The sequence below is a fragment of the Kitasatospora sp. NPDC088861 genome, assembly GCF_044750105.1.
Classification (GTDB): domain Bacteria; phylum Actinomycetota; class Actinomycetes; order Streptomycetales; family Streptomycetaceae; genus Kitasatospora.
Map to the genome: position 1 here is coordinate 1 of NZ_JBIVJF010000023.1, position 24,979 is coordinate 24,979.

General features: G+C 71.8%; 26 protein-coding genes. 12 read left to right on the top strand and 14 right to left on the bottom strand.

The annotated features are described in order from the left end of the window. Positions 1 to 221, bottom strand: a 221-nt coding sequence (locus ACIP37_RS28865) for an acyl-CoA dehydrogenase family protein (protein WP_400844702.1), incomplete at its 3' end; no start/stop codon positions are given. A gap of 181 nt (positions 222 to 402) precedes the next feature. Between ACIP37_RS28865 and ACIP37_RS28870 the strand changes: the two genes are divergently transcribed. The 3 genes from ACIP37_RS28870 to ACIP37_RS28880 all read left to right on the top strand — a co-directional run bounded on the left by ACIP37_RS28870 (position 403) and on the right by ACIP37_RS28880 (position 3,337). Next, a complete protein-coding gene (locus ACIP37_RS28870; protein ID WP_363588024.1) occupies positions 403 to 1,740 on the top strand; it encodes a UDP-glucose/GDP-mannose dehydrogenase family protein in 1,338 nt (445 codons plus the stop codon). 113 nt (positions 1,741 to 1,853) lie between these two features. Next, the gene (locus ACIP37_RS28875) at positions 1,854 to 2,867 is read left to right on the top strand and encodes an HNH endonuclease (RefSeq protein WP_400811346.1); all 1,014 of its coding nucleotides are present in this window, start codon (positions 1,854 to 1,856) and stop codon (positions 2,865 to 2,867) included. A 56-nt stretch (positions 2,868 to 2,923) separates the two neighbouring features. Next, positions 2,924 to 3,337 carry a CoA-binding protein gene (locus ACIP37_RS28880; protein ID WP_363588081.1) on the top strand — a complete coding sequence of 138 codons (414 nt, stop codon included), beginning with the start codon at positions 2,924 to 2,926 and terminating at the stop codon, positions 3,335 to 3,337. Positions 3,338 to 3,339: 2 nt separating this feature from the next. Here ACIP37_RS28880 and ACIP37_RS28885 read toward each other — a convergent pair whose 3' ends face one another. Genes ACIP37_RS28885 through ACIP37_RS28895 form a run of 3 tightly spaced genes read right to left on the bottom strand, consistent with a single transcriptional unit; the run spans position 3,340 to position 6,260 of the window. Continuing rightward, complete coding sequence (locus ACIP37_RS28885) at positions 3,340 to 4,554, bottom strand: dipeptidase (RefSeq protein WP_363588028.1); 1,215 nt, start codon at positions 4,552 to 4,554, stop codon at positions 3,340 to 3,342. Positions 4,555 to 4,587: 33 nt separating this feature from the next. After that, positions 4,588 to 5,124, bottom strand: coding sequence for a 5-(carboxyamino)imidazole ribonucleotide mutase (purE, locus tag ACIP37_RS28890; protein WP_063349101.1), 537 nt, complete (start codon positions 5,122 to 5,124; stop codon positions 4,588 to 4,590). Then, on the bottom strand, positions 5,121 to 6,260 hold the full coding sequence (locus tag ACIP37_RS28895; protein WP_363588030.1) for a 5-(carboxyamino)imidazole ribonucleotide synthase: 1,140 nt from the start codon (positions 6,258 to 6,260) through the stop codon (positions 5,121 to 5,123). The genes purE and ACIP37_RS28895 overlap by 4 nt, the downstream gene beginning before the upstream one ends. Before the next feature lie 246 nt (positions 6,261 to 6,506). On the opposite strand from ACIP37_RS28895, the gene ACIP37_RS28900 reads away from it, so the two are divergent. Continuing rightward, positions 6,507 to 7,082, top strand: a complete 576-nt coding sequence (locus ACIP37_RS28900; protein ID WP_363588032.1) for a GtrA family protein — start codon at positions 6,507 to 6,509, stop codon at positions 7,080 to 7,082. Positions 7,083 to 7,135: 53 nt separating this feature from the next. On the opposite strand, the gene ACIP37_RS28905 is transcribed toward ACIP37_RS28900, so the two are convergent. Together ACIP37_RS28905 and ACIP37_RS28910 are read right to left on the bottom strand one after the other, a co-directional pair. Further along, on the bottom strand, positions 7,136 to 8,380 hold the full coding sequence (locus ACIP37_RS28905; RefSeq protein WP_363588083.1) for an ATP-binding protein: 1,245 nt from the start codon (positions 8,378 to 8,380) through the stop codon (positions 7,136 to 7,138). A gap of 63 nt (positions 8,381 to 8,443) precedes the next feature. Then, positions 8,444 to 9,118, bottom strand: coding sequence for a response regulator transcription factor (locus tag ACIP37_RS28910; protein WP_030290974.1), 675 nt, complete (start codon positions 9,116 to 9,118; stop codon positions 8,444 to 8,446). Between the two features lie 329 nt (positions 9,119 to 9,447). Between ACIP37_RS28910 and ACIP37_RS28915 the strand changes: the two genes are divergently transcribed. The 3 genes from ACIP37_RS28915 to ACIP37_RS28925 all read left to right on the top strand — a co-directional run bounded on the left by ACIP37_RS28915 (position 9,448) and on the right by ACIP37_RS28925 (position 14,048). Continuing rightward, positions 9,448 to 10,956: an oligopeptide:H+ symporter gene (locus tag ACIP37_RS28915; protein ID WP_363588034.1), complete on the top strand. Its 1,509-nt coding sequence runs from the start codon at positions 9,448 to 9,450 to the stop codon at positions 10,954 to 10,956. A 109-nt stretch (positions 10,957 to 11,065) separates the two neighbouring features. Further along, positions 11,066 to 13,081: a prolyl oligopeptidase family serine peptidase gene (locus ACIP37_RS28920; protein WP_400811344.1), complete on the top strand. Its 2,016-nt coding sequence runs from the start codon at positions 11,066 to 11,068 to the stop codon at positions 13,079 to 13,081. A 139-nt stretch (positions 13,082 to 13,220) separates the two neighbouring features. Next, positions 13,221 to 14,048 (top strand): hypothetical protein, encoded by an 828-nt coding sequence (locus ACIP37_RS28925; RefSeq protein WP_363588038.1) that lies wholly within the window; start codon positions 13,221 to 13,223, stop codon positions 14,046 to 14,048. 57 nt (positions 14,049 to 14,105) lie between these two features. On the opposite strand, the gene ACIP37_RS28930 is transcribed toward ACIP37_RS28925, so the two are convergent. The 3 genes from ACIP37_RS28930 to ACIP37_RS28940 are packed head-to-tail and all read right to left on the bottom strand — an operon-like array spanning position 14,106 to position 14,844. Next, positions 14,106 to 14,228: a hypothetical protein gene (locus tag ACIP37_RS28930; RefSeq protein ID WP_363588040.1), complete on the bottom strand. Its 123-nt coding sequence runs from the start codon at positions 14,226 to 14,228 to the stop codon at positions 14,106 to 14,108. Then, on the bottom strand, positions 14,225 to 14,479 hold the full coding sequence (locus ACIP37_RS28935) for a hypothetical protein (protein ID WP_363588041.1): 255 nt from the start codon (positions 14,477 to 14,479) through the stop codon (positions 14,225 to 14,227). Before ACIP37_RS28935 ends, ACIP37_RS28930 begins: the two co-directional genes overlap by 4 nt. After that, a complete protein-coding gene (locus ACIP37_RS28940) occupies positions 14,476 to 14,844 on the bottom strand; it encodes an ATP-binding protein (RefSeq protein WP_350877349.1) in 369 nt (122 codons plus the stop codon). Before ACIP37_RS28940 ends, ACIP37_RS28935 begins: the two co-directional genes overlap by 4 nt. Before the next feature lie 285 nt (positions 14,845 to 15,129). Here ACIP37_RS28940 and ACIP37_RS28945 point away from each other — a divergent pair, with 285 nt between their 5' ends. Then, the gene (locus ACIP37_RS28945; protein ID WP_363624649.1) at positions 15,130 to 15,990 is read left to right on the top strand and encodes a helix-turn-helix transcriptional regulator; all 861 of its coding nucleotides are present in this window, start codon (positions 15,130 to 15,132) and stop codon (positions 15,988 to 15,990) included. Further along, the gene (locus ACIP37_RS28950; protein ID WP_363624647.1) at positions 15,983 to 16,183 is read left to right on the top strand and encodes a DUF397 domain-containing protein; all 201 of its coding nucleotides are present in this window, start codon (positions 15,983 to 15,985) and stop codon (positions 16,181 to 16,183) included. Before ACIP37_RS28945 ends, ACIP37_RS28950 begins: the two co-directional genes overlap by 8 nt. Before the next feature lie 174 nt (positions 16,184 to 16,357). On the opposite strand, the gene ACIP37_RS28955 is transcribed toward ACIP37_RS28950, so the two are convergent. Further along, positions 16,358 to 17,578 (bottom strand): helix-turn-helix domain-containing protein, encoded by a 1,221-nt coding sequence (locus ACIP37_RS28955; RefSeq protein ID WP_400811340.1) that lies wholly within the window; start codon positions 17,576 to 17,578, stop codon positions 16,358 to 16,360. A 254-nt stretch (positions 17,579 to 17,832) separates the two neighbouring features. On the opposite strand from ACIP37_RS28955, the gene ACIP37_RS28960 reads away from it, so the two are divergent. The 3 genes from ACIP37_RS28960 (at position 17,833) to ACIP37_RS28970 (ending at position 19,199) form a co-directional block, all read left to right on the top strand. Next, complete coding sequence (locus ACIP37_RS28960) at positions 17,833 to 18,021, top strand: transposase (protein WP_363624643.1); 189 nt, start codon at positions 17,833 to 17,835, stop codon at positions 18,019 to 18,021. A gap of 49 nt (positions 18,022 to 18,070) precedes the next feature. Further along, on the top strand, positions 18,071 to 18,238 hold the full coding sequence (locus ACIP37_RS28965) for a hypothetical protein (RefSeq protein ID WP_363588048.1): 168 nt from the start codon (positions 18,071 to 18,073) through the stop codon (positions 18,236 to 18,238). 238 nt (positions 18,239 to 18,476) lie between these two features. Continuing rightward, positions 18,477 to 19,199, top strand: a complete 723-nt coding sequence (locus ACIP37_RS28970; protein ID WP_400811336.1) for a class I SAM-dependent methyltransferase — start codon at positions 18,477 to 18,479, stop codon at positions 19,197 to 19,199. A gap of 100 nt (positions 19,200 to 19,299) precedes the next feature. On the opposite strand, the gene hutI is transcribed toward ACIP37_RS28970, so the two are convergent. From hutI to hutU, 4 genes are read right to left on the bottom strand one after another with little or no spacing between them, the layout of a single operon-like run. Continuing rightward, complete coding sequence (gene hutI, locus ACIP37_RS28975; protein WP_400811335.1) at positions 19,300 to 20,475, bottom strand: imidazolonepropionase; 1,176 nt, start codon at positions 20,473 to 20,475, stop codon at positions 19,300 to 19,302. 33 nt (positions 20,476 to 20,508) lie between these two features. Continuing rightward, a complete protein-coding gene (locus ACIP37_RS28980; protein ID WP_400811333.1) occupies positions 20,509 to 21,888 on the bottom strand; it encodes a formimidoylglutamate deiminase in 1,380 nt (459 codons plus the stop codon). Beyond that, the gene (locus tag ACIP37_RS28985) at positions 21,879 to 23,060 is read right to left on the bottom strand and encodes an allantoate amidohydrolase (protein ID WP_363588085.1); all 1,182 of its coding nucleotides are present in this window, start codon (positions 23,058 to 23,060) and stop codon (positions 21,879 to 21,881) included. Before ACIP37_RS28985 ends, ACIP37_RS28980 begins: the two co-directional genes overlap by 10 nt. A 17-nt stretch (positions 23,061 to 23,077) precedes the next feature. Then, the gene (hutU, locus tag ACIP37_RS28990; protein WP_363588055.1) at positions 23,078 to 24,745 is read right to left on the bottom strand and encodes a urocanate hydratase; all 1,668 of its coding nucleotides are present in this window, start codon (positions 24,743 to 24,745) and stop codon (positions 23,078 to 23,080) included. Positions 24,746 to 24,979: the final 234 nt, after the last annotated feature.

Genomic DNA, 24,979 nt, shown 5'->3' on the forward strand with positions numbered 1-24,979 from the left:
GCCCCCGCACCACCGAACTCCTCCGGCACGTGCACCGCATGCAGGTCACTCCCCCGCAACGCGTCCAACGCCTCCTGCGGGAACCGCCCCTGCTCATCCACCTCCGCCGCGAACGGAGCGATCTTCGCCTCGGCCAGCGAACGCACCGCCTCACGGAGCATCTCGTGCTCCTCGGAGATACAGAAGAGATCGAAGTCAGCCGCCCCTGCGCTGCCCGCCATGATGCCCGCCTCGTCCAGTGATCGAAGTCAATCCGGGGTTAACTACCGTTCAGTAGAGATCCTAGGGCTCCGACCTGCGGCTGCCTAGCGTCCCCGGCGCACAGGCGATCGAGGCCGGATCCGTCGGGGCGGATAGCATCAGAGGCACCCGTACAGGTCGAGTCCGCACAAAGGGGAACCCGTGACCCTCCGCATCTCCGTGATCGGCACCGGCTACCTCGGTGCCACGCACGCGGCCGCGATGGCCGAGTTCGGCTTCGAGGTGCTGGGCCTGGACATCGACCCCGACAAGATCGCCACGCTGACCGCCGGCCGCGTCCCGATGTACGAACCGGGGCTGTCCGAGCTGCTGCTCAAGCACGTCGCCGGGCACGAGGGTTCGACCGGCCGGCTGCGCTTCACCAGCTCCGTCCAGGAGGCCGCGGAGTTCGGCGACGTGCACTTCGTCTGCGTCAACACCCCGCAGCGCAAGGGCGAGTTCGCCGCCGACATGTCGTACGTCGACACCGCGATCGACGGCCTCGCCCCGTACCTGACCCGCCCGGTCCTGGTGGTCGGCAAGTCCACCGTGCCGGTCGGCTCGGCGAGCCGGCTCGCCGAACGGCTGGCCGCGCTGGCACCCGTCGGCGCGGGCGCCGAGCTCGCCTGGAACCCGGAGTTCCTGCGCGAGGGCTTCGCCGTCCAGGACACCCTGCGCCCGGACCGGATCGTCGTCGGCGCCCACAGCGAGCGCGCCGAGCAGCTGCTGCGCGAGGTGTACGCCGAGCCGATCGCGGCCGGGGTGCCGTTCCTGGTCACCGACTACGCGACCGCCGAGCTGGTGAAGGCCGCCGCCAACTCCTTCCTGGCCACCAAGATCTCCTTCATCAACGCGATGGCCGAGGTCTGCGAGGCGGCCGGAGCCGACGTCACGCTGCTCTCCACCGCGCTCGGGCACGACGAACGGATCGGCCGCAAGTTCCTCAACTCCGGCCTGGGCTTCGGCGGCGGCTGCCTGCCCAAGGACATCCGGGCGTTCATGGCCCGGGCCGGCGAACTCGGCGCCGACCAGGCGCTGACCTTCCTGCGCGAGGTCGACTCGATCAACATGCGCCGCCGCTCCCGGATGGTGGAGCTGGCCCGCGAGCAGTGCGGCGGCGGCTTCCTGGGCCGCCGGGTGGCCGTCCTCGGCGCCGCGTTCAAGCCCAACTCGGACGACATCCGGGACTCCCCCGCGCTCAACGTCGCCGCCCAGATCCAGCTCCAGGGCGCCCAGGTCACCGTCTACGACCCGAAGGCCGTCGACAACGCCCGCAAGATGTTCCCCTCGCTCGCCTACGCCGACTCGGCCCTGGAGGCCGCCGAGGGCGCCCACGTCGTCCTGCACCTCACCGAGTGGGCCGAGTTCCGCGAGCTGGACCCGGCCGACCTCGGCGCCGTGGTCGCCGAGCGCCGCCTCCTCGACGGCCGCAACGTCCTGGACGCCGACGCCTGGCGCGCCGCCGGCTGGACGTACCGCGCCCTCGGCCGCCCCAGCTGACGCCTGGCCGACACTTCCCGCGCCCGCCCCCAGGCCCCTGGGGGCGGGCGCGTCTGAAATTCCGCCCTTCGTTCTGAAGTTACGCCTCCCGTTCGACCGACCCGGAGCACGCGATGACGACAGAGTTCTACCGGCGAGAGCCGACGCCACGCACCGCCTGGCGACAGGCCGTCCTGATGGGCCGCAACGCCCGCACGTACAAGTTCGCGCTGGGATCCGCCCTGCTGGAGTGCGCGGCCGCCGGACACACCGAGGTGCCGCTGCAGGAGCTGGCCGAGCCGTACTCCATGGCTCTGGTCACCCGGTTGCGCGACGCCCCGCAGGCACCGGCCATGGGCGGGGACGACGACTTCCTCGCCGTCTCCGCGCAGGAGACCGACGAGTGCCTGGCCGCCGGACGCCCCACCGAGCGACTCCTCCAAGCCGCCTGCAAGTCGATGCCGGACATGGTCATGGACCGGTTCCACAACCTCGCGGGCGGCACCGAGGTCGCACACCGCTTCTACGAGTTGTCCGGGCGGGGACGGGATCGCGTCGTCCTGCTCACTCCCGCCCTCCAGCAGATCGCGACGTCGGAGCAGGCCGCCGGGCTACGGACGGAGTTGGCGGCACGCTGGAGCATCGTGGAGTCCGCCTTCGCCCTGGGCATCGGCCGAGGCCTGCTCGCCGACGAGCTCGATGTGGACGTGGAGCAGTGGCTCCTCATGGACCGACGCCGCCGCCGACCCGTCACCGGGGTCATCGACGCCCTGATCGGCTTCCAGTACGGACGTTGCCTGATCTGCGACGAGCCGATCACCGCCGAGGACAAGGCCGCCGTCGACCACGTCTTCCCGTTCTCACTCATGAGGCGATTCGACTTCGTGCCGGGCGGGTCGCAACCGGACCTGGACCGCCCGTGGAACCTCGCCCCGACCCACGGGGCGTGCAACAGCGCCAAGAGCGACCGCTGGCCGACCCCTGAGGAGCTCAACCGGCTGGCCCGTCGCAACGAGGCCGTCATGAACTCCCCGGTCCGGCTGAAGGACAACCTGCGGGCGAGCCTCAACCACGCGAAGCTCGGCTCGCGCTCGCCGGACAGCCGCTGGCCCGCCTTCATCCGCCAGGTGCAGGCGTACTTCGACTGACCTCTCCGTACGGGGCTCGCGGGAATCCGGCGCCCGTGGTCGTCGTTGGCACCGGCATGACGAGCTACGGCGACGACGCGACGGTTCGCGAGATCCTCACCGGCACCGGCGACACCTGGGCGGTGGTCGGCCTGTCCGACAACACCGCCCGGGCCGCCTACGGGGTGGCCGGGGTGCTCCAGCGGTACGGCAAGCGCGTCGTGCCGGTGCACCCGAAGGCCGAGACGGTCCTCGGCGAGCCCGGCTACGCCTCGCTCGCCGAGATCCCGTTCCCGGTCGACGTGGTGGACGTGTTCGTGAACAGCGCGCTGGCCGGGGAGGTGGCCGACCAGGCGGTGGCGGCCGGGGCGAAGGCCGTCTGGTTCCAGCTGGGTGTGGTCGACGAGGCCGCGTACGCGCGGACCAGGACGGCCGGGCTCGCCATGGTGATGGACAGGTGCCCGGCCATCGAGATCCCGCGGCTGGGCTGACCTCAGCCCTTCGCGCCGTCCAGCTGCGCGATGGTGGCGATGGACGGGCGGCGGCTGGCCCGCAGCCCGGCGGCGACGGACTCGGCGTCGCGCAGGACGCGGACGGCGTTGTGCCAGGTGAGCTTGGCGAGGTCGGCCTCGGACCAGTTCCGGCGCAGGAGTTCGGCGATCAGGTTGGGGTAGCCGGCCACCGAGTCCAGGCCGTCGGGCAGGAAGGCGGTGCCGTCGAAGTCGCCACCGATGCCGATGTGGTCGATGCCGGCGACCTCGCGCAGGTGGTCGAGGTGGTCCGCGACGGTGGCCGGGGTGGCGATCGGGCGCGGGTTGGCGGCCTCGAAGGCGCGCTGGCGCTCCATCGCGGGCGGGGTGGTGTCGAGCGGGTGGAAGCCGTGGGCGCGCATGTTCTCGTCGGCGGCGAGGGTCCACTCGATGGCGGCGGGCAGGATGAACTTGGGCACGAAGGTGGCCATCGCCACGCCGCCGTTGGCGGGCAGCTGGGCGAGCACGTCGTCCGGGATGTTGCGCGGGTGGTCGCAGACGGCGCGGGCCGAAGAGTGCGAGAAGACGACCGGCGCCTCGGTGACCCGCAGGGCGTCGCGCATGGTGTCGGCGGAGACGTGCGAGAGGTCGACGAGCATGCCGAGCCGGTTCATCTCCCGGACGACCTCCTCGCCGAACCGGGTCAGCCCGCCGGCCGCCGGCTTGTCGGTGGCGGAGTCGGCCCACGGCACGTTGTCGTTGTGGGTGAGCGTCAGGTAGCGCACGCCGAGCTCGTGGAGAGCACGCAGGGTGGCGAGCGAGCAGTCGATGGAGTGGCCGCCCTCGGCGCCCATCAGGGAGGCGATCCGGCCTTCGGCGCGGGCGGCCTCCATGTCGTCGGCGGTGCGGGCGAGCCGGAGCCGGTCGGGGTAGCGCTCGACCAGGGCGTGGACGAAGTCGATCTGTTCCAGGGTGGCGCTCACCGCGTGGTCGCCGGCCAGCCGGGTCGGCACGTAGACGGACCAGAACTGCGCGCCGACCCCGCCCTCCGCGAGGCGGGCGAGGTCGGTGTGCAGGCGGTCGCTCTGGTCGGCGGCGAGGTCGACCGCGCCGAGGTCGTACCCGGCCTGCTCGCGCATCGCCCACGGGAGGTCGTTGTGGCCGTCGACCACGGGGGCGGTGCGCAGCAGGGCCCGGGCGCGGTCCAGCGGGGTGGGGGTGTCCTGAGCGGTAGTCATACCGGCTGTTCTACCCCACCCCCACCACCGGGGTTACTTGCCGAAGCCGAAGGAGGAGGAACCGGCCACCTTGGCGCGGAGCTTCTTGCCCTTCTCGGTGGCCTGGTTGTTCAGCTCGGCCTGGAAGTCGGTCATCCGCTCGGTCAGTTCGGGGTCGAACGCGGCCAGCATCCGCACGGCGAGCAGGCCGGCGTTGCGCGCGCCGGCCACCGAGACGGTCGCGACCGGGACGCCGGCCGGCATCTGGACGATGGACAGCAGGCTGTCCATGCCGTCCAGGTAGCGCAGCGGCACCGGCACGCCGATGACGGGCAGCGGGGTGACGGAGGCGAGCATGCCCGGCAGGTGGGCGGCGCCGCCGGCGCCGGCGATGATGGCCTTGAGGCCGCGCCGGTGGGCGTTCTCGCCGTACGCGACCATCTCGCGGGGCATCCGGTGCGCCGAGACGACGTCGACCTCGTAGGGGATCTCGAACTCGTCGAGGGCCTGGGCGGCGGCCTCCATGACGGGCCAGTCGGAGTCCGAGCCCATGACGATGCCGACGAGCGGGCTCGAAGGGGAGGAGGTCATTCGGTGATCGTTCCTCGCAGGTAGGCGGCCGCGTGGCGGGCGCGCTCGCGGACGTCGTCGAGGTCGTCCCCGAAGACGTTGACGTGGCCGACCTTGCGGCCGGGCTTCACGTCCTTCCCGTACATGTGGATCCGCAGGCCGGGGTCGCGGGCCATGCAGTGCAGGAAGGCGTGGTACATGTCCGGGTAGTCGCCGCCGAGGATGTTGACCATGACGGTCCACTTGGCGCGCGGCCGGGGGTCGCCGAGCGGGAGATCGAGGACGGCCCGCAGGTGGTTCTCGAACTGCGAGGTGACGGCGCCGTCCTGGGTCCAGTGCCCGGAGTTGTGGGGGCGCATGGCGAGCTCGTTGACGAGGATCCGGCCGTCCCTGGTCTGGAACAGTTCGACGGCGAGGTGGCCGGTGATGCCGAGGTCGCCGGCGATGCGCAGCGCCAGCTGCTGGGCCTCGTCGGAGAGGGCCGGGTCGAGGTCGGGCGCGGGGGCGGTGACCTCGGCGCAGACGCCGTTCTCCTGGACGCTCTCCACCACCGGGTAGGCGACGGCCTGGCCGCTGGGCGAGCGGACGACGTTGGCGGCGAGTTCGCGGACGAAGTCGACCTTCTCCTCGGCGAGCACCGGGACGCCGGCCAGGAACGGCGCCTGCGCGTCCTCCTCGCCGGCGACGACCCAGACGCCCTTGCCGTCGTAGCCGCCGCGGACGGTCTTCAGCACGACCGGGTAGCCGGAGCCCTCGGCGGCGAAGGCGGTGACGTCGGCCGGGTCGGCGACGATCCGGTGCCGGGGGCAGGGCACGCCGATGGCGTCGAGCTTGGCCCGCATGACGCCCTTGTCCTGGGCGTTGACCAGCGCGTCCGGGCCGGGCCGGACGGCGATGCCGTCGGCTTCCAGGGCCCGCAGGTGCTCGGTGGGGACGTGCTCGTGGTCGAAGGTGATCACGTCGCAGCCGGCCGCGAAGCGGCGCAGCGTGTCGAGGTCGCGGTAGTCGCCGAGGACGACGTCGGAGACCACCTGTGCGGCGGAGTCCTGGGGCGTGTCGGCGAGGAGTTTGAACCTGACCCCGAGCGGGATGCCCGCCTGGTGTGCCATGCGGGCCAACTGCCCGCCGCCGATCATGCCCACCACTGGAAAATTCACATTGCCCGGGGAAGTCACCCCGCCAGGATATCCGGGCCGGTCGGGGGCGGTGGAACCGCTGGGGTGGGCTGGACGTCCCAGTCAACCCGGAGCCCTGGGGGCTGAGCCGTTCGGTGGAAGCGGGTAGCCTGGACGGCTAGGTCCTGGTCTGCGCAGTCCGATCATGTGCGTGCACGCAGGGCTCAAGGGGTGGACGCGTCCACGCGATCCGCTCTTCGACCCGCAGGCACATGGAGGCAGCCCGGTATGGCGACGACCGCAGCTTCGAGCCCTTCGCTCTCGCAGAAACTGCGGGGGCTGTCAGGCGAAGTGGTGAAGTTCGGCCTGGTCGGCCTGAGCGGCGTGGTGGTCAACTTCGCCGTGTTCTGGGTGTGCCTCAACGGGCTGGGCCTGGCCTCGCTGCGGTCCAACATCGCGGCGACGCTGATCGCCATCGCCACCAACTACCTGGGCTACCGCTACTGGCTGTACCGGGACCGCGACGCCGCCTCGCGCAAGCGGGAGATCACGCTGTTCCTGGTGTACAGCGGCATCGGCATGCTGATCGAGACCGGGGTGCTCGGCTTCTCGGTGTACGTGCTCGGCCTCGACTCGCACTACGAGCAGCTGGGCGCCAAGGTGGCCGGCCTCGCGGTGGCCACCGTGTTCCGCTTCTTCTCGTACCGGACCTGGGTGTTCAAGGCGCTGCCCGAGCCGGTCGCGCAGGAAGCGAGCGGCACCGGCGACACCAGCGGCACCAACGACACCAGCGGCCAGGAGCTGGCCGCCCAGGCCGAACTGATGCTGGCCGCCGAGCAGATCCGCTACGCCAAGGCCGAGTAGCCGGCCGGCCGTCCGCTCTGGACGGCCGCACTCCCGACCGTGCCCGCCCCGGCTCAGTCCGCGTGGCTGCGGCCGAGGAAGAGCGCGAACACCGCGGGCTTCAGCGAGAGCAGTTCGAGCCGCCCGCCGTCCGCCTCCGCGAGGTCGCGGGCGACGGCCAGGCCGATGCCGGTGGAGTTGCGGCCGCTGACGGCGCGCTCGAACACCCGGTTCCCGAGGTCCGGCGGCACGCCGGCGCCCTGGTCCTGCACCTCGACCACCACCGAGGTGCCGGAGGGCCGGACCCGCAGGGTGATCGTCCCGGCGCCGTGCATCAGCGAGTTCTCGATCAGGGTGGCCAGCACCTGGGCGACGGTGCCCGGGGTGCCGACGGCGGTGACCCCGTGCAGGCCCTCCAGGGACAGCACCCGGCCGGTCTCGCGCAGCGACGGGCCCCACTCCTCGACCTGCTGCTTGATCACCTCGTCCAGGTCGAAGGCCACCGCGGTGGGGCTGCGCGGGTCGCGCTGGGTGGTGAGCAGCCGCTGGACGACGTCGGTGAGCCGTTCGACCTGCTGGAGGGCGATGGTCGCCTCCTCCTTGACGGTCTCCGGCTCCTCGGCGAGGGCGGTGATCTCCTCCAGCCGCATGGAGAGCGCGGTGAGCGGGGTGCGCAGCTGGTGCGAGGCGTCGGCGGCGAGCCGGCGTTCGGCGGTGAGCATCCGGGCGATCCGCTCGGCGCTGGTGTCCAGCACCTCGGCGACCCGGTCGAGTTCGGGCACCCCGTAGCGGCGGTCGCGGGGGCGCGGGTCGCCGGAGCCGAGCCGTTCGGCGGTCTCGGCCAGGTCGGTGAGCGGCCGGGCGAGCCGTTTGGCCTGCCAGACGGCGAGCGCCACGGCGGCCTGGACGGCCAGCAGGGCGACCACGCCGAGCAGCAGCAGCATGTTGGCGATCTCGTGGTCGACGTCCGCGCGGGACTGCTCGACGGTGACGACCTCGCCGCTGTTGCCGCGTTCGACGGCCTTCAGCAGGTGGCCGCCGGCCAGGCGTTCGCCGCTGGAGACGACGTCCTGGCCGGGGATCTGCACCTCGACGTAGCTGCCCTCGGTGACCTGGTTGTCGAAGGCCCGGCCGGTGACCGGCTCGCCCGCGGAGAGCCGGTTCTCGACCAGGGCGAGCACCCGGACGGCGGACGCGTCCACCCGGTCCTGGGCCGAGTTGACGATGGTGCGCTTCTCGACCAGGGCGAGCGGCACGCAGAACACCACGACCACCACCAGGACGACGCCCAGCAGCGAGTTGATCATCCGGCGTTTCACGCTGCCGCTCCCCGAGGTGCTCCGCTTCATCGGCCGACTCCCGGCCGCGTTCTCCGTACGGGGCTAATTCTTCTCGAACCGGAACCCCACTCCGCGCACGGTGGCGATGTAGCGCGGGTTCGCCGCGTCGTCACCGAGCTTCTTGCGGAGCCAGGAGATGTGCATGTCCAGGGTCTTGGTGGAGGTCCACCAGGTGGTGTCCCAGACCTGCCGCATGATCTCCTCGCGGGTGACCACCCGGCCGGCGTCCCGGACGAGGACGCGCAGCAGCTCGAACTCCTTGGCGGAGAGGGTGAGCTCCTCCTCGCCGAGCCAGGCGCGGTGGGACTCGATGTCGATCTTCACCCCGTGCGCGCCGGTGGTGAGCTGGTCGACGTTGCCGCGCCGGAGCAGGGCGCGGACGCGGGCGAGCAGTTCGGCCAGGCGGAAGGGCTTGGTCACGTAGTCGTCGGCACCGGCGTCGAGGCCGACCACGGTGTCCACCTCGTCCGCGCGGGCGGTGAGCACCAGGACGGGGCAGCTCTTGCCGTCGGCGCGCAGGCGACGGCAGACCTCCAGGCCGTCCATCTCGGGCAGGCCGAGGTCGAGGACGACGAGGTCGACCTCCTCGGTCAGGCCCGCGGCCAGTGCGGTCGGACCGTCCTCGCGGACGAGCACCTCATAGCCCTCACGTCGCAGGGCTCGGGCGAGCGGTTCGGAGATCGCCGGATCGTCCTCGGCGAGCAGCACACAGGTCATGTGGTGATGGTAGTCCGCCCGGGTATGGCGGACTGCCTTGTGAGGTAGTTCACAGAGCGTGATCGTTACACAAGAGCCCCTCCAGGCTCAACACGCCGTCGCAGACCGCCCGTTCGGCGAAGAATCCGGCCTCCAATCTTGAAATTGAAGGGAAATTTGCCCGTCTACCATGGATAGATCGGGCAGATCTGTCACGGACTTTGCCATTCCCATACCTGATTCGTGGCTTTTGTCATCTGATAACGCTAAATATCGCCACGTAGAGTGGTTCCGTCCACGTCCGCCGCCACCCCCCTTGGCGGACGCTGTCAGGCAAGGAACCCCTACTCATGGCGTCTACCACCCTGGAAGCCGGCCTCACCCCGGCCTCGCCCAGCGGCAAGACCTTCCTCGGTCACCCCCGAGGGCTCGCCACGCTCTTCCTGAGCGAGATGTGGGAGCGCTTCAGCTACTACGGCATGCGCGCCCTGCTGGTGCTCTACATGACCGCCTCCGTCACGGACGGCGGCCTCGGCATGAAGCTGGCGACCGCCGGCGCCGTGTACAGCGTCTACACGGCCATGGTCTACCTGCTGGCCCTCCCGGGCGGCTGGATCGCCGACCGCTTCCTCGGCGCCCGCAAGACGGTCGCCATCGGCGGCACGATCATCATGCTCGGCCACTTCCTGCTGGCCGTGCCGTTCACCGGCGCGTTCTTCGCCGGTCTGGTCTGCATCGCGGTGGGCTCCGGCCTGCTCAAGGCCAACATCTCCACGATGGTCGGCCACCTCTACGACGGCCCGAACGACCCGCGCCGCGACGGCGGCTTCACGATCTTCTACATGGGCGTCAACCTCGGCGCGTTCTTCGCCCCGCTGGTGGTCGGCACCGTCGGCCAGAAGGTCGACTGGCACCTGGGCTTCGCCCTGGCCGGCATCGGCATGGCGCTCGGCCTGCTCCAGTTCCTGCTGGGCACCCGCCACCTGAGCCCCACCAGCGACATCGTGACCTCGCCCATCGGCGCGGACGAGAAGCGCAAGATCTTCCGCAAGGCCGGCATCTGGCTGGCCGCGGCGGTCGTCTTCTACGGCATCGTCGTCTCCACCGGCCACTTCACCATCGACTGGGCCGTCTGGCCGCTGTCCATCGCCGGCCTGGCGATCCCCTTCTTCGTGTTCGCCAAGGTGAAGCGCGACAAGGACCTCAGCGCCGACGAGCAGTCCAAGATGAGCGGCTACATCTGGTTCTTCGTCGCCGCCGCCGTGTTCTGGATGATCTACGACCAGTCCGGCTCGACGCTGAACGTCTTCGCCAAGGACCACACCGCCTCGACGCTGTTCGGGATCAACTTCCCGTCCAGCTGGTTCCAGTCGCTCAACCCGCTGTACATCATGGCGCTGGCCCCGGTCTTCGCCTGGCTCTGGGTCGCCCTGGCCCGCCGGTCGAAGAACCCCAGCACCACCATGAAGTTCGCCTTCGGTCTGCTGATGATCGGCGCCTCCTTCATGGTCATGATGCTGGCGATGGCCGCCGCCACCGGCGACACCAAGGTCACCCCGCTGTGGCTGGCCATGGTCTACCTGGTCCAGACCGTCGGCGAGCTCGCCCTCTCCCCCGTCGGCCTGTCCGTGACCACCAAGCTGGCGCCCGCCAAGTACGCCAGCCAGATGGTCGGCGTCTGGTTCCTCGCAGTCACCGCCGGTGACTGCGTGGCCGCCATCTTCCAGCTGGTGCTGGGCGACAAGGTGGTCGGCAGCAGCTGGTACTTCGCGGTCCAGGGCGGCATGGCGATCGTCGCCGGCCTCGCGCTGGCGATGTACCGCAAGCGGGTCGTCACGCTCATGGGCGACGTCCACTGACGCTCACGCCCGCCCGCTCCGGGGCCGCCGCGGATTCCTGAGATCCGCGGCGGCCCCGGCCGTTTTTCCCCTCGACAGCGCCGCGCCGGCCGTGCCTATGGTGCCCGGCATGACGACCGACCCGTTACCGCGCCAGCTCGCCCGCACCCGGTGCTTCACCCTGGGCGCCCCCGCCCACCCGGGCATCACCGCCGACGGCGCCGCCGTCCTGTTCCTGCGCAGCCGCGGCGGCACCGACCCGCTCGCCTGCCTCTGGGCGCTCGACACCGCCACCGGCCGGGAACGGCTGGTCGCCGACCCGGCCGCGCTGGGCGCCTCCGGCGGCATCGCCGCGTACAGCACCGACGCCACCGGTCGGCTCGCCGCCTTCGCGCTGGACGGCACGCTGTGGCTGGCCGACACCGCCTCGGGTTCGCTCCGCCCGCTCGCCTCCGCCGAGCAGCCGGTGGATCCCCGCCTCGACCCGACCGGCCGCCGGATCGCCTACGTCAGCGGCGGCGTCCTGCGGGTGGCCGGTGCGGACGGTACGGGCGACCGGGCGCTGGCCGAGCCGGAGTCCGAGGACGTCGGCTACGGCCTCGCCGAGCACGTCGCCTCCGAGGAGATGCACCGCACCCGCGGCCACTGGTGGTCCCCCGACGGCACCGCCCTGCTGGTCGCCCGGGTCGATGCCGGTGCGCTTACCCGGCTCTTCCTGGCCGACCCCACCGACCCGCAGCACCCCCCGCGCGCCATCCGCTACCCGCTGGCCGGCACCGCCAACGCCGACGTCACGCTCTGGCTGCTCGGGCTGGACGGCCGCCGCACCCGCACGGAGGTCCGCTGGGACCGCGCCGCCTTCGAGTACCTCACCGCCGCCGGCTGGGACGACCACGGCCCGTACGCCGCCGTGCAGAGCCGCGACCAGCGCACCGTCCGTACGTTGGCGATCGGGGCGGACGGGGACACCCGGGTGCTCGCCGAGCGGACCGACCCGCGGTGGGTCGAACTGCTCCCGGGACTGCCGGTGCGGACGGCGGGCGGGGCGCTGGTCGACACCGCCGACCTCGGCGACACCCGGCACCTGACCGTGAACGGCGAACCGGTCACCCCGGAGGCGATGCAGTTGCGGGCCGTCGTCGGGGTGGAGGGCGAGCGGGTGCTGTTCACCGCCTCCGACGAACCCACCGAGACCCACCTGTGGACGTACGAACCGGGCTCCGGCGTACAAAGGCTGAGCAGCGGGCCCGGCGTACACGGCGGCGTCGAGCGCGGCGGCACGCTGGTCCTCACCACCGACGGCCGCGCCACCGTTCTGCGGGAGGGCCGCCCGCCGCTGCCGCTCACCTCGTACACCGAAGCGCCCGTCGTCACCGCCCGCCCCGAGCTGCTCCGCCTCGGCCCGCGCGAACTGCGCGCCAACCTCTTCCTGCCCACCGGCCACCATCCCGGCGGCACCCCGCTGCCCGTCCTGCTCGACCCGTACGGCGGGCCCGCGATGCAGAAGGCCACCACCGGCGGCGCCTGGCACGAGCAGGTGTCCCAGTGGTTCGCCGACCAAGGCTTCGCGGTGCTGGTGGTGGACGGCCGCGGCACTCCGGGGCGCGGGCCGCACTGGGAGAAGACGGTCTACGGCGACAAGGCCGGGCCCGCCCTCGAGGACCAGATCGAGGGCCTGTGGGAGACGGCCCGGCTGCGGCCGGGAGTGCTCGACCTCGACCGGGTCGGCATCCGCGGCTGGTCCTACGGCGGCTACCTCGCCGCGCTCGCCGTGTTGCGGCGCCCGGACGTCTTCCACGCCGCGTCGGCCGGAGCTGCCCCCACCGACTGGCGGCTCTACGACACCCACTGGCAGGAGCGCTTCCTCGGCCACCCCGACGAGCACCCCGAGCACTACGACAGCGGCTCACTGATCGCCGAGGCGCCGAAGCTGAGCCGCCCGCTGCTTCTGATCCAGGGCCTCGTGGACGACAACGTGCACCCCGCCCACGCCCTGCGGCTGTCCAGTGCCCTGCTCGCCGCCGGCCGCCCGCACGAGGTCCTGCCGCTGCGCGCCACCGGCCACCGGCCGACCGACGAGGCCGTGGTGGAGCACCTGCTCCGGCACGAACTGGAGTTCTTGCGGCGGTCGTTGGGCGTGGGCTGAGCGGCGCCCGTACGACCCGACGCCGCAGCCTGGTCCCCGCCGCATAGAGACCACCTGACCGCGCAGGAAAGCCGATCTGCCTGTGGACCAGGCCTTGGGGAGCGGCTCCGACCCCGCCGGGCATCGCTACCGTTGCCCGATGACGGATCTGCGCCGGGTACCGGTGGACGAGGTGCTGGGACGTGTCGAGACGGCCTTGGGGACGCGACTCGACAGGGCAGCGGTGGTCCGCAAACGCCGATCCGTGGGAGCAGGCACGGCGCGTGGCACGTGGGTACGCATCGAGCGGCGGGGGCTCGACCGGATCGGCGCCCAGGGCGGGGACGGCACCCCCTCCGCCGAGGCCCTGCACGGTATCGCGAAGCCCGCGTGGCTGGCCGGCCTCGCCTGGCGGGACGAGGCCGAGCCGGTGATGTGGCGGGCCGACGAGACCGAACTGCTGCCATCCACCCCAGCGGGGTCCGCAGTCGTGGCCGAGGAGCCCCGGCTGCCGCCCGGATGGTGGTCGGAGCTGAACGCCTCTCTCGATGCGCTCGCCGGCCAGCGGACGAATCGGATCGCCACGCCGGACACGGAGACCATCACCCAGGAGCTGGTGGCTCAGACGATCCGTCAGGTGTTCCCGGACGTCGATGCCACGGTGAGCGGGTGGTGTCCGGCGCACGCGGACCTGAACTGGGCGAACGTGACAGCGCCCGAGTTCTGCCTCTTCGACTGGGAGGACTGGGGCATGGCCCCACGTGGCCTGGACGCTGCCACCCTGTGGGCGGCGTCGCTTGCCGTACCGGCGCTGGCCGATCGCGTTCGCGTCGAGCGGAGCGGCGACTTCGCGAGCCGGGACGGCAAGCTGATGACCTTGTTCGTCGCGGCGAAGATCCTCGGGCCGTACGCGCATCCCGAGGACCCGCGCCTTGAGGGCGCCCGCGTGTTGGCGGAGCAGGTGGCGAAGGAGCTTCAGGCGGACTGACGCAGAGCGGGCAACCGCGCGACCCTCGCCCTGGGTGGGCGAGGGCCTTCGCGTGTTTCAGCGCTGCTCGTCGCGCTCCTCGGGGCGGGGCATCTTGAGGGTCGCGAGGACGCCGAGGGCTACGGTGGCGATCGCGAGGGCGAGGAGGGCGAGGAGGATCGCGCCGATGAAGAGCTTCACTGGCGCCACCCCTCGTCGTCATCGTCCAGGTCGCGGAGCAGGTGGAGGAGGTTGAGCAGAGTGCTGACCGGCGCATTCCCGAAGTCGATCAGGATGCGGCCGTCGAGGGTCGTTTCGCCGGGCGAGGCGGATCCCCAGAGGAGCCCGTGCGGCAGGCCGCGCCTGTGCAACTCGCCCAGGAGGTCCATGATGTGGGGCTTGGTGTAGTCGCGCATCCGGGAGTCCTCCGGAACGACGGGGTCGCGGGTCACGCGAGGGAGTCCAGCTCCAGCTCGTACCAGATGGTTTTGCCACGCTTCTGCGGGTCGACGCCCCAGCGGCGGGTGAGCCCGGCGACGAGCTGGAGGCCCCGGCCGGACTCGGCGAAATCGGCGGGGGTTCGCTGCCGGGGGAGGGCGTCGCTCTCGTCGGAGACGGTGACCCGGAGGGTGCGGCCGAGGACGGAGAACCAGACGACGGGCGCGGGGGTGTCGCCGTGCCGCCAGGCGTTGACGATGAGCTCGCAGAGGGCGAGTTCGGCGTTGAAGATGGCGTCGGCGTCCCAGCCGCTGCGGGTCATGGCGTCCCGCAGGGCCTGCCGGGAGAGGGTGAGCGAGGGGGTGTTACGGGTGCACACGGGAACCTCCGTGAGGCTGTGGCGTGGGGAGAGGTGGTGACGGTCGTCGCCGTGAGCCAGGCCGAGGCGGCGTCTGCTCTTCGGCGTGCGGGCAGCAGGCGCCTACTGCCGTGCATGCAGGCATTACTGACGATCCGTCGGATCAAGCCAGAAACGACAGTAGCGCATCCGCTCTTTAATTAAAGCCAAACGGGAGAAGGTTCCTCCTCACGAGGGAAGAAGTCCGGATGGATCCACAGGCGCCCGGCGCGGCACACTGGCCTCTGCACCGGCAGAGAGGACGCCATGCCCCTTCGAGTCCCCACCCTCCGTCAGCGACGACTCGGCGCCGAACTGCGAAGGATGAGAGAGCAAGTCGGCTTCGGCGGCAGCCACCTCGCCCGTCTACTCGGCGTGACTCCCGCCCTGGTGAGTCAGATGGAGATCGGGAAATCAGCCGTCACCGTGGCGCGTCTGCACGAGATCGCAGAGGCCTGCATGTGCGCCAATGCGCCCTTGGTCGAAGCGCTTGCCGACATGGCCAGGGAGCGAGACTCGGCCTGGTGGGACGAGTATCGAGCGGCACTCGCGGCCGCCCCGATCGATGTGGCAGAAATCGAAGGTCACGCGAAGAGACTCAAGAGCTTCACCATTGGCATCATCCCGGGACTACTTCAGACGAACTCGTATGCGACTGCGGTGTTCGCGAGCGGTTTCACCCCTCTCCCGGATCGCGAGATCGGCCGCCGAGTGAACTTCCGCCTACGGAGACAACAGATCATCCGGTCCGGCGAAACGCCTTACATGGCGCTCATCCACGAGGCGGCGTTGCGCATCCAGTACGGCGGGCCTGTGGTGCTCAGAGACCAGCTCGATGCACTCGTCAGCGACTCCCATCTTCCCGGCGTCTCACTGCGAGTCGTGCCCTTTGCTACGGCCGACTTCCCTGGCCCCAGTGAGAATCTGATCTATGCGGAGGGACCAGTGCCCGAGCTGGACACGGTCCAGGCTGACTCGTCGCACGGGTCCCACATCTTCGACTCGCCCGCCCAACTGGCGGGCTACCGCGCAATCTTTGAGCGCATCGAAGCTGTCGCGCTCCCGGAACGCGAGTCGCGAGATCTTATTCGCTCGATCACGAAGGAAATGAACGGCAAGTATGAATAGCACCGAGTGGCAGAAGTCCAGCTTCAGTGAAGCGGCCAACAACTGCGTCGAGATACGTGCGCTTGACGGGCTGGTCGAACTCCGGGAGTCCGATGAGGGCGACGTCATCGTCCGCACCACCCGCCTCAAGCTCGCCGACTTCCTCCGGGGCGCCAAGGCCGGCGAGTTCGACCACCTCACCACCGCCCCCTGAACGAATCGTTCCGGCGGCCTCTTGCTCCCCGCAAGAGGCCGCCGGTAGAGAGGATGCGGCCAAGCTGGCAGAGCCGGGTTCCACCTGCGGCCAGAGGATGCACTCTTGACCGTTGCCGCCGGACGCCGCTGATCGATTTCGCCACCAGCGTCCACCCCGCAGGGGCCGTCATCCCTATGCGACGCCTGTGCGCGCCGCAAGCTCCCGCACGCCGGGCACCGTGACCGGCGCGTACAGCAGGTCCGCTGTGAGCGCCCGCAGAGCAGGCCGGCGCACCTCCTCCGGGGCGACCTGCTCGGTGAACCGCAGCAACGTGAACGTCTTGCGGTGGGCGCCGAGGCGGTGCCACATGCGCGCACAGTCCGTGCCGTACCGAGCCCGGCGCTCAGCGGTCGGCAGCTGGCCTGGCGCGATCCGCGCCGCATACGGCACGCCCTCGTCGGGGGTGCCCAGCGCCGTGTGTACACCGATCCAGTACAGGTCCACCTGGGCGCTGGTGGCGTCGACCGTGAACAGCGGGGAGCCAGGCAGGAACCTGGCGCTGGTCAAACGGTCGACGGCGTCCTCGGCACCCGCCATGAGGTCGAGGGCCGCACCTCGGCGCTGTCCGCATGCAGCCGTGTAGGCGGCCGTCATCAGCAGGGTCGCCGCCACAGCCCCGGACACGTCGCCTTGGCCCTGCGAGAGCGAGTGTGCGGTGCGACGCAGGAGATCGACGGCGGCGGCCGGGCGTCCGGAACGCCGCATCGTGATCGCCAGAACCCGAGCCGCCTCTCCGTGCACCACCGGGTCTCCGCTGGCCTGGGCCGCCGCCAAAGCCCGGTCCGCTGCCGGCCACGCGACATCGGAGTGAGCTTTCAGCGCGAGCTCCGTCGCCAGCACCCAGGCGCGGGCTACACAGGCATGGGCCTCCTCACGGGACCGGCCGGACAAGGCCTCACGGGTCGCGTGCGCCGAGCCCAACAAACCGGGCAGGAAGTCGCTGAGGTTCTGGTAGCGCGCCGCCGTGAAATGTGCGCGCGCCGAGGTCAGCGACGCCTTGATCTGCTGCAACGACATGGGTGCGGACGGTTCGGGTTCGTACAGGGCCCCAACGATCCGGGCCGACGCGTCCGGACGCGCGGCAGCAACCGAGGCGGAGGGAAGCGCGGACACCCCAGCTGCCGCCATGCCGGCCACGAGCAGCTGCCTGCGGAGCATGGCGTCCTCCTGATCCAGGGTCACATCCCGTGCCAGCGTAGCCGGTCGGCCCAGCCCAATGGCGTCAAGAGGCAGGTCCAACGTCTGGGCGATCCGCAGAAGCGCCTGCTCGGCCGGCCGGAGCGCGCCCGCCTCAACCCGGCTGATCGCGGACGCGGAGTAGCCACACGCCCGGCCCAGCTGGGTCTGAGTCATACGCCGCGCACACCGAGCGGCCCTGATGACCGCCCCGAGCTGACGTTGCCGTGACATGGCGTTGCCTTTCGACTGCGCGGAGTGTCCACCGTATCGACAGGACAGCGCCCCCAGGCAGGGCGTGCACGAGGTGTGCGGGGCACGCACACGGCATGCGGGAGCCCCCGGCGGCATCCGTGTCTGGACCCGCAGCCGGGTTTCCTGGGTGACGCCCGGCCGGCGCACTTCTGCCACTCCATCCTGAGGGAGACGTCATGAGCAGCGTCCTGCTCGACAAGCCCGTCACCGAGACTGAACCCGCCACCGCCCCGACGCCCAGTACCCTGCTGGAGCGGGCCGACGAGCCGAGTGCCCGCGCCTGCCCGGTCTGCGGATCGAGCGCCACCTACCAGACCATGGACGGCCGATGGGGCTGCACCGCGTGCGGCTCCACCTGGGCCTGACCCCGGGGAGGATCCGATGGCGGACTGCACGCAGTGCTCTGCTCCCGCAGTGATCGAGGATCTCGACGTACACCCGCCACAGCCCTGGTGCCTCGGATGCGCGACCACCCTCGTACGAGCCGGCGATCCGGTCATCAACTACCGCTCGCTCAACGGTGAGTGCGACTACGAGCGTGTCTTGGCCGGTGGCAGCACCCAGGTCCTGCGCTTCGGCTGACAGGTCGAGTACAAGGACGACGGCACCGTGCTGCGCACCGCCCAGCTCATCGCAGCGGACGGTTGGGACGTGGACCTGCCGCTGTGGGCGGATGCCGCCAAGTGCAGCCCCTGCCACCCCGGCAACGACTCGCACTGACGGGATAGTTGCGGTGGCCCCAGGCTCAGTCCGGGGCCACCGCGACCCGGAAGGGTGGAGTTCACCCGAACCCCTGCGCCGGCGCACACCGGGCGCGAGGATGACCCGGGTGACGACCACCCCCTCTCGTACCCAAGCTGTCGCGCCGGACCTCTGGCACCACTACGGCCGCGCCCGCGCCGACACGGAGCGGACCGTCCCCGGCGCCTTCCACTGGGTCTGGGCCCAGGACGGCGGGCCAGGAGTCGAGGTGCTGGGGGACTTCACCGGCCTCGTCGTGGCCGACCTCGGCGCGGGCGCCGCCCGTCATGCCGCCCACCTCGTCACCCACTACGCTCCGGCTCGGGTCGATGCCGTCGATGCCTCCCCCGCGCAGCACGCGATGGCCTGCGACCTCTACGGCCACCTCGCACCGCACCTGCGCACGGTACGCGCCGACGCGACCGCGCACCTGGAGGAGCATCCAGACGAGTACGACGTGCTCTACTCCGTGTTCGGCAGCCTCGACTTCGCCGACCCCCGCCGACTGCTTCCGGCCGCTGCCCGCGCCCTTCGACCCGGCGGACTGCTGGCCGCCTCCACTCTGGGCCACTACCTCGGTGGTGCCCCCGCTGAACCGGACGTCCAGCACGCCGACGTTCCGGCCCGCACCACGGACGGCGCCCCGGCAACCATGCGCCGCTGGGTTCTCCAGGAGACCGTCTGGACGAAGCTGTTGGACGAGTCGGGGTTCACGAAGATCAGTGTCGACCGGCTCCCTCCTGCCGTACCGGGTGCACGCGCTGCCGACACCCTGCTTGTCTGCGCCTACCGTCAGCCCTGATGACCCCGGGAGAAGTTGGCATCGGGGCCTGCTGGCCCTTCCGCCGCCACCTGAGCAGGACGGCCCCCGGGGGCACGGGGGCCGTCTACGGTCCCCGGGCTCAGACCTCCCGGACGCCCGCGCGCCAGACCGCCGCCGTCAGTGGCACGCCCGGGCGGTAGGCCAGGTGGACGTGCGAGGGCGCGTCCAGCAGCAGCAGGTCCGCCCGGGAGCCGACCGCGACCGTCCCGACGTCGCCGCGACGCAGCGCGTGCGCACCGCCCGCTGTCGCCGCCCAGACCGCCTCGTCCGGGGTCATGCCCATCTCCCGGACCGCGACCGCGATGCAGAACGCCATCGAACTGGTGAAGCTGGAGCCCGGGTTGCAGTCGGTGGAGAGTGCCACCACGGCCCCCGCGTCGAGCAGCCGCCGCCCGCTCGGGTACTCGGCGCGGGTGGAGAACTCCGCACCCGGCAGCAGCGTCGCGACCGTCGCCGACCCCGCCAGCGCCGCCACGTCCTCGTCCGTCAGGTGGGTGCAGTGGTCCGCCGAAGCGGCCCCCAGCTCCACCGCGAGCTGCACGCCGGGCCCGTACGTGAGCTGGTTGGCGTGCACTCGCGGCGTGAGGCCCTTCTCGATCCCCGCCGTCAGAACAGCCCGCGCCTGGTCGCCGTCGAAGGCGCCCTGCTCGCAGAACACGTCCACCCAGCGGGCGTGCGGGGCGCAGGCGTCCAGCATCTCGCCGGTGACCAGGTCGACGTACCCGGCCGGGTCCTCGGCGTACTCGGGCGCGACCACGTGCGCGCCCAGGTACGTCGTCTCCGGCGTGTGCTGGGCCGCGATCCGCAGCGCCCGCGCCTCGTCGGCGACGGTCAGCCCGTAGCCGGACTTGCACTCGATCGTGGTGGTGCCCTGCCGCAGCGCCTCCCGGACGAACCGGGCCAGGTTGGCGTCGAGTTCGGCGTCGCTCGCGGCCCGGGTGGCCGCCACCGTGGTGCGGATGCCGCCCGCCGAGTAGGACTGCCCGGACATCCGGGCGTTGAACTCGGCGGTCCGGTCGCCCGCGAACACCAGGTGGGCGTGCGAGTCGACGAAGCCGGGCAGCAGCGCCCGCCCCTCGGCGTCGAAGCGCTCGTCCGCGGCCGGGGCCTGCGCCGCCGGGCCGACCCAGGCGACGGTGCCGCCGTCCAGCACCACGGCCGCGTCGGTGAGCAGGCCGAGCGGCCCGGTGCCGTGCCCGGGGTCGTTGGTGACCAGGCTGCCGATGCCCGTGATCAAGGTGGTCCTGCTGCTCAAGACGAAGCCTTCCGGGGGAAGTTGGAGAACGACTCAGTGGTCCAGGGCGCCGATCGCGTCCCGCAGCGCGCCCGGCACGTCCGCGACGAGCTGGTGCACGCCGTCCCGGACGATCTGCCGGCCGCCGACCACGACGTGCCGCACGTCGGCCGCCGAGGCCGCGAAGACGGCGGTCTCGGCGCCGAGGCGGGGCGGCGGGCCCGCGGTGCGCACCGAGTCCAGGGCGATCACCGTGAAGTCGGCGAGCGCGCCGGCCTCGACCCGCCCGGCCTCCGGCCAGCCGAGCGAGGCGTGCCCGTCCTCGGTGCCGGCCCGCAGCAGGAGGTTGGCCGTCCAGTGCCCGCGGGTGCGGGTGCGCAGCCGCTCGTTCAGCTCCAGGGCGCGGGCCTCCTCGAACGGGTCGATGACGGCGTGGCTGTCGCTGCCCAGGGTGACCGGGCAGCCCGCCGAGGCGAGCCGGCGGGCCGGGCCGATGCCGTCCGCGAGGTCCCGCTCGGTGGTGGGGCACATGCAGATGGTGGTGGAGGTGTCGGTGAGGAGCCGAACGTCCTCGTCGGTGAGGTGGGTGGCGTGCACGGCCGAGGTGCGCGGGCCGAGCACGCCGTGGTCGGCGAGCAGCCGGGTCGGGGTGACGCCGTGCGCGGCGAGGCAGGCGTCGTTCTCGGCGGTCTGTTCGGACAGGTGGACGTGCAGCGGCGCCTCGCGCACCGCCGCCCACTGCGCGACGGTGCCCAGTTGCTCGGCCGGGACGGCCCGCACCGAGTGGACGGCGGCGCCGATCCGGGCGTGCTCGCGGGGCTTGAGCGCGTCCGCCCTCACCGCCCAGGCCTCGGCGTCGCCGTCGCTGAACCGCTGCTGCGGCCTGGTCGGCTCGGCGCCGAAGCCGGCGGACAGGTAGCAGGTGTCGAGCAGGGTGATCCGGATGCCGGCCCGGGCGGCGGCCTCGATCAGCGCCTCGCCCATCGCGTTGGGATCGTCGTAGCGGGCGCCGCCGGGGGCGTGGTGCAGGTAGTGGAACTCGCCGACGGCGGTGACCCCGGCCAGCGCCATCTCGGCGTAGACGGCGGTGGCGAGCGCCAGGTAGCGGTCCGGGTCGAGCGCCCCGGCGAACCGGTACATGGTGTCGCGCCAGGTCCAGAAGGTGCCGGAGCCGACCTGGACGTGGCCGCGCAGCGCCCGGTGGAAGGCGTGCGAGTGGGCGTTGGCCTGGCCGGGCAGCAGCAGCCCGTCGAGGCGGACGGCCCCGGGCGGGCAGGGCCCGCTGTCCGGGGTCACCGCGGTGATCCGGCCGCCGGGGCCGACGGTGATCAGCACGTCCGGCTCGACCACCGGCCCGTTGTCGTACGGCAGCCAGGCGTGCTGCGCCCAGTACGCCACCGGCTCGGTCCCCGAGGTCAACGGGCTCAGCGACACGCCAGGTCCTCCAGTACGTCGGCGAGGGCGGCGACCCCGGCCAGGCAGTCGGCCTCCTCGGCGTGCTCGGCCGGGGAGTGCGACACCCCGCTGGGGTTGCGCACGAACAGCATGGCGGTCGGGACGGCCGACGCCAGGATCCCGGCGTCGTGTCCGGCGCCGGTGGGCAGCACCGGGGCGTCCAGCAGCTTGGCGAGCCGGTCGCGCAGCGGGCCGTCGAAGTCCACCACCGGGGTGTAGGACTCGCGGGTCAGCTCGACCCGGACGCCGTCGCGCCCGCCGCGCTCGGCGGCGGCCTGCTCGATCTCCTCGACCAGCGCGGTGAGCGTCGCCTCGTCGGCGGCCCGGGAGTCCAGCCAGCCGCGTACCAGCGAGGCGATCGCGTTGGTGCCGTTGGGTTCGACCGCGACCTTGCCGAAGGTGGCCAGCGCGCCCGCCTGCCGGGCCTTCTTGCGGGCCGCGAGCACGGTGTTGGCGTACGTCAGCATCGGGTCGCGGCGGTCCTCGATCCGGGTGGTGCCGGCGTGGTTGGCCTCGCCGTGGAAGTCGAACCGCCAGCGGCCGTGCGGCCAGATCGCGCTGGCCACGCCGACCGGCCGGTCCTCGGCGAGGAGGCGGCCCTGCTCGACGTGGAGTTCGACGAAGGCGCCGATCCGGGCCAGCCGGTCGTCGTCCGCGCCGATCGCGCCCGGGTCGTAGCCGGCCCGCTCCATCGCGTCGGGCAGCCGGACGCCGTCGGCGTCGCGCAGCTCGTACGCGGCCTCGCGGGACAGCACGCCGGCGGACAGGCGGGAGCCGATGCAGGCCACGCCGAACCGGGCACCCTCCTCGTCGCCGAAGTTGGTGATCGCCAACGGACGGGTGAACTCGGCCCCGCGTGCGCGGAGTTCGTCCAGGGCCGCGAAGGAGGAGACCACGCCGAGCGGGCCGTCGAAGGCGCCGCCGTCCGGGACGGAGTCCAGGTGCGAGCCGGTGACGACCGCCCCGCCCGCGTTCGGATCGCCCAGCCAGGCCCACTGGTTGCCGTTGCGGTCCAGCTCGTAGGCGAGGCCGCGGTCACGGGCCTGCTGCTCGAACCAGGCCCGGCACTCGGCGTCGGCGGAGTTCCAGGCGAAGCGGCGGTAGCCGCCGGAGGCGGCGGAGCGGCCCACGGGGAGCAGCTCCGCCCACATCTCTTCGAACGAGGACGTCACAGCTCACCCATCGGGACGCGGACCCCGCGCTCGGCGGCGACCTCGGTGGCCCGGTCGTAGCCGGCGTCCACGTGCCGGATCACGCCCATGCCCGGGTCGTTGGTGAGCACCCGGCGGATCTTCTCGCCGGCCAGCGCGGTGCCGTCGGCGACGGTGACCTGGCCGGCGTGGATCGAGCGGCCGATGCCGACGCCGCCGCCGTGGTGGATGGAGACCCAGGACGCGCCGGAGGCCACGTTGACCATGGCGTTGAGCAGCGGCCAGTCGGCGATCGCGTCCGAGCCGTCCAGCATCGCCTCGGTCTCCCGGTACGGGGAGGCGACCGAGCCGCAGTCGAGGTGGTCGCGGCCGATCACGATCGGCGCGGACAGCTCGCCGGAGGCGACCATGTCGTTGAAGCGCTCGCCGGCCTTGTCGCGCTCGCCGTAGCCGAGCCAGCAGATCCGCGCGGGCAGGCCCTGGAAGTGCACCTTCTCCTGGGCCATCTTGATCCAGCGGTGCAGCGACTCGTTCTCCGGGAAGAGGTCGAGGACGGCCTTGTCGGTCTTGTGGATGTCCTGCGGGTCGCCGGACAGCGCCGCCCAGCGGAACGGGCCCTTGCCCTCGCAGAACAGCGGCCGGATGTACGCGGGGACGAATCCGGGGAAGGCGAACGCACGGTCGTAACCGGCCAGTTGGGCCTCGCCGCGGATCGAGTTGCCGTAGTCGAAGACCTCGGCGCCCGCGTCCTGGAAGCCGACCATCGCCTCGACGTGCCGGGCCATCGACTCGCGGGCCCGCTGGGTGAACTCGGCGGGCTTGGCCGCCGCGTAGTCCGCCATGTCGTCGAAGGCGACGCCCACCGGCAGGTAGGCGAGCGGGTCGTGGGCGCTGGTCTGGTCGGTGACGATGTCGATGGGCGCGTCCATCGCGAGCAGCTGCGGGACCAGCTCGGCGGCGTTGCCCAGCACGCCGATGGACAGCGGCTGCCGCTTGTCGCGGGCGGCGGTGGCCAGCTCCAGCGCGTGCCCGAGGTCCTTGGCCTCGACGTCCAGGTAGCGGTGCTCGATCCGGCGGGCGATCCGGGACGGGTCGCAGTCGATGCAGATCGCCACGCCGCCGTTCATGGTGACGGCCAGCGGCTGGGCGCCGCCCATCCCGCCGAGGCCGGCGGTGAGGGTGATGGTGCCTTCCAGCGTCCCGTTGAACCGCTTGTTGGCGACGGCCGAGAAGGTCTCGTAGGTGCCTTGCAGGATGCCCTGGGTGCCGATGTAGATCCACGAGCCGGCGGTCATCTGCCCGTACATGGTGAGCCCGAGGCTCTCCAGCCGGCGGAACTCCTCCCAGTTGGCCCAGTCGCCGACCAGGTTGGAGTTGGCGATCAGCACCCGCGGCGCCCACTCGTGGGTCTGCATGACGCCGACCGGCCGCCCGGACTGGACCAGCATGGTCTCGTCCTGCTTCAGCCCCTCCAGCGTCCTCACCATGGCGTCGAACGAACGCCAGTCCCGCGCCGCCTTGCCCGTCCCGCCGTACACGACCAGCTTCGACGGGTGCTCGGCGACCTCCGGGTCGAGGTTGTTCATCAGCATCCGCAGGGCCGCCTCCTGCTGCCACCCCTGCGCCGTCAGCCCCGTCCCCCGCGCCGCCCTGACCTCACGCGGCCCGCTCGCCTGCTGCACCATGTCCTGGCCTCCCTGCGGATGGATTCATTCAGATTCAGCTCGACTGAATATATCCAAACAATCACCTCCCGACCAGACCCCGAACCCATCCGATCAGCGCCCGCGCCGGTACGCCCGCCAGCCGTACCCTGAGGCCGGAAACACCAGCCACTCGGGTCAGCAGAGGACACCATGGCGACCATCCCCCTACTCCCCGGCAAGCTCCGCCACGCAGCAGAAGCGATCGAGCAGAGC

What these genes read in the sequence shown, in the direction of transcription:
- ACIP37_RS28875 (WP_400811346.1), top strand. Translation starts at nt 1,854, where the DNA reads ATGACGACAGAGTTCTACCGGCGAGAGCCGACGCCACGCACCGCCTGG.
- ACIP37_RS28880 (WP_363588081.1), top strand. Translation starts at nt 2,924, where the DNA reads ATGACGAGCTACGGCGACGACGCGACGGTTCGCGAGATCCTCACCGGC.
- ACIP37_RS28885 (WP_363588028.1), bottom strand. Translation starts at nt 4,554, where the DNA reads ATGACTACCGCTCAGGACACCCCCACCCCGCTGGACCGCGCCCGGGCC.
- purE (WP_063349101.1), bottom strand. Translation starts at nt 5,124, where the DNA reads ATGACCTCCTCCCCTTCGAGCCCGCTCGTCGGCATCGTCATGGGCTCG.
- ACIP37_RS28900 (WP_363588032.1), top strand. Translation starts at nt 6,507, where the DNA reads ATGGCGACGACCGCAGCTTCGAGCCCTTCGCTCTCGCAGAAACTGCGG.
- ACIP37_RS28910 (WP_030290974.1), bottom strand. Translation starts at nt 9,118, where the DNA reads ATGACCTGTGTGCTGCTCGCCGAGGACGATCCGGCGATCTCCGAACCG.
- ACIP37_RS28915 (WP_363588034.1), top strand. Translation starts at nt 9,448, where the DNA reads ATGGCGTCTACCACCCTGGAAGCCGGCCTCACCCCGGCCTCGCCCAGC.
- ACIP37_RS28920 (WP_400811344.1), top strand. Translation starts at nt 11,066, where the DNA reads ATGACGACCGACCCGTTACCGCGCCAGCTCGCCCGCACCCGGTGCTTC.
- ACIP37_RS28925 (WP_363588038.1), top strand. Translation starts at nt 13,221, where the DNA reads ATGACGGATCTGCGCCGGGTACCGGTGGACGAGGTGCTGGGACGTGTC.
- ACIP37_RS28945 (WP_363624649.1), top strand. Translation starts at nt 15,130, where the DNA reads ATGCCCCTTCGAGTCCCCACCCTCCGTCAGCGACGACTCGGCGCCGAA.
- ACIP37_RS28950 (WP_363624647.1), top strand. Translation starts at nt 15,983, where the DNA reads ATGAATAGCACCGAGTGGCAGAAGTCCAGCTTCAGTGAAGCGGCCAAC.
- ACIP37_RS28955 (WP_400811340.1), bottom strand. Translation starts at nt 17,578, where the DNA reads ATGACTCAGACCCAGCTGGGCCGGGCGTGTGGCTACTCCGCGTCCGCG.
- ACIP37_RS28960 (WP_363624643.1), top strand. Translation starts at nt 17,833, where the DNA reads ATGAGCAGCGTCCTGCTCGACAAGCCCGTCACCGAGACTGAACCCGCC.
- ACIP37_RS28970 (WP_400811336.1), top strand. Translation starts at nt 18,477, where the DNA reads ATGACCCGGGTGACGACCACCCCCTCTCGTACCCAAGCTGTCGCGCCG.
- ACIP37_RS28985 (WP_363588085.1), bottom strand. Translation starts at nt 23,060, where the DNA reads ATGTGGGCGGAGCTGCTCCCCGTGGGCCGCTCCGCCGCCTCCGGCGGC.
- hutU (WP_363588055.1), bottom strand. Translation starts at nt 24,745, where the DNA reads ATGGTGCAGCAGGCGAGCGGGCCGCGTGAGGTCAGGGCGGCGCGGGGG.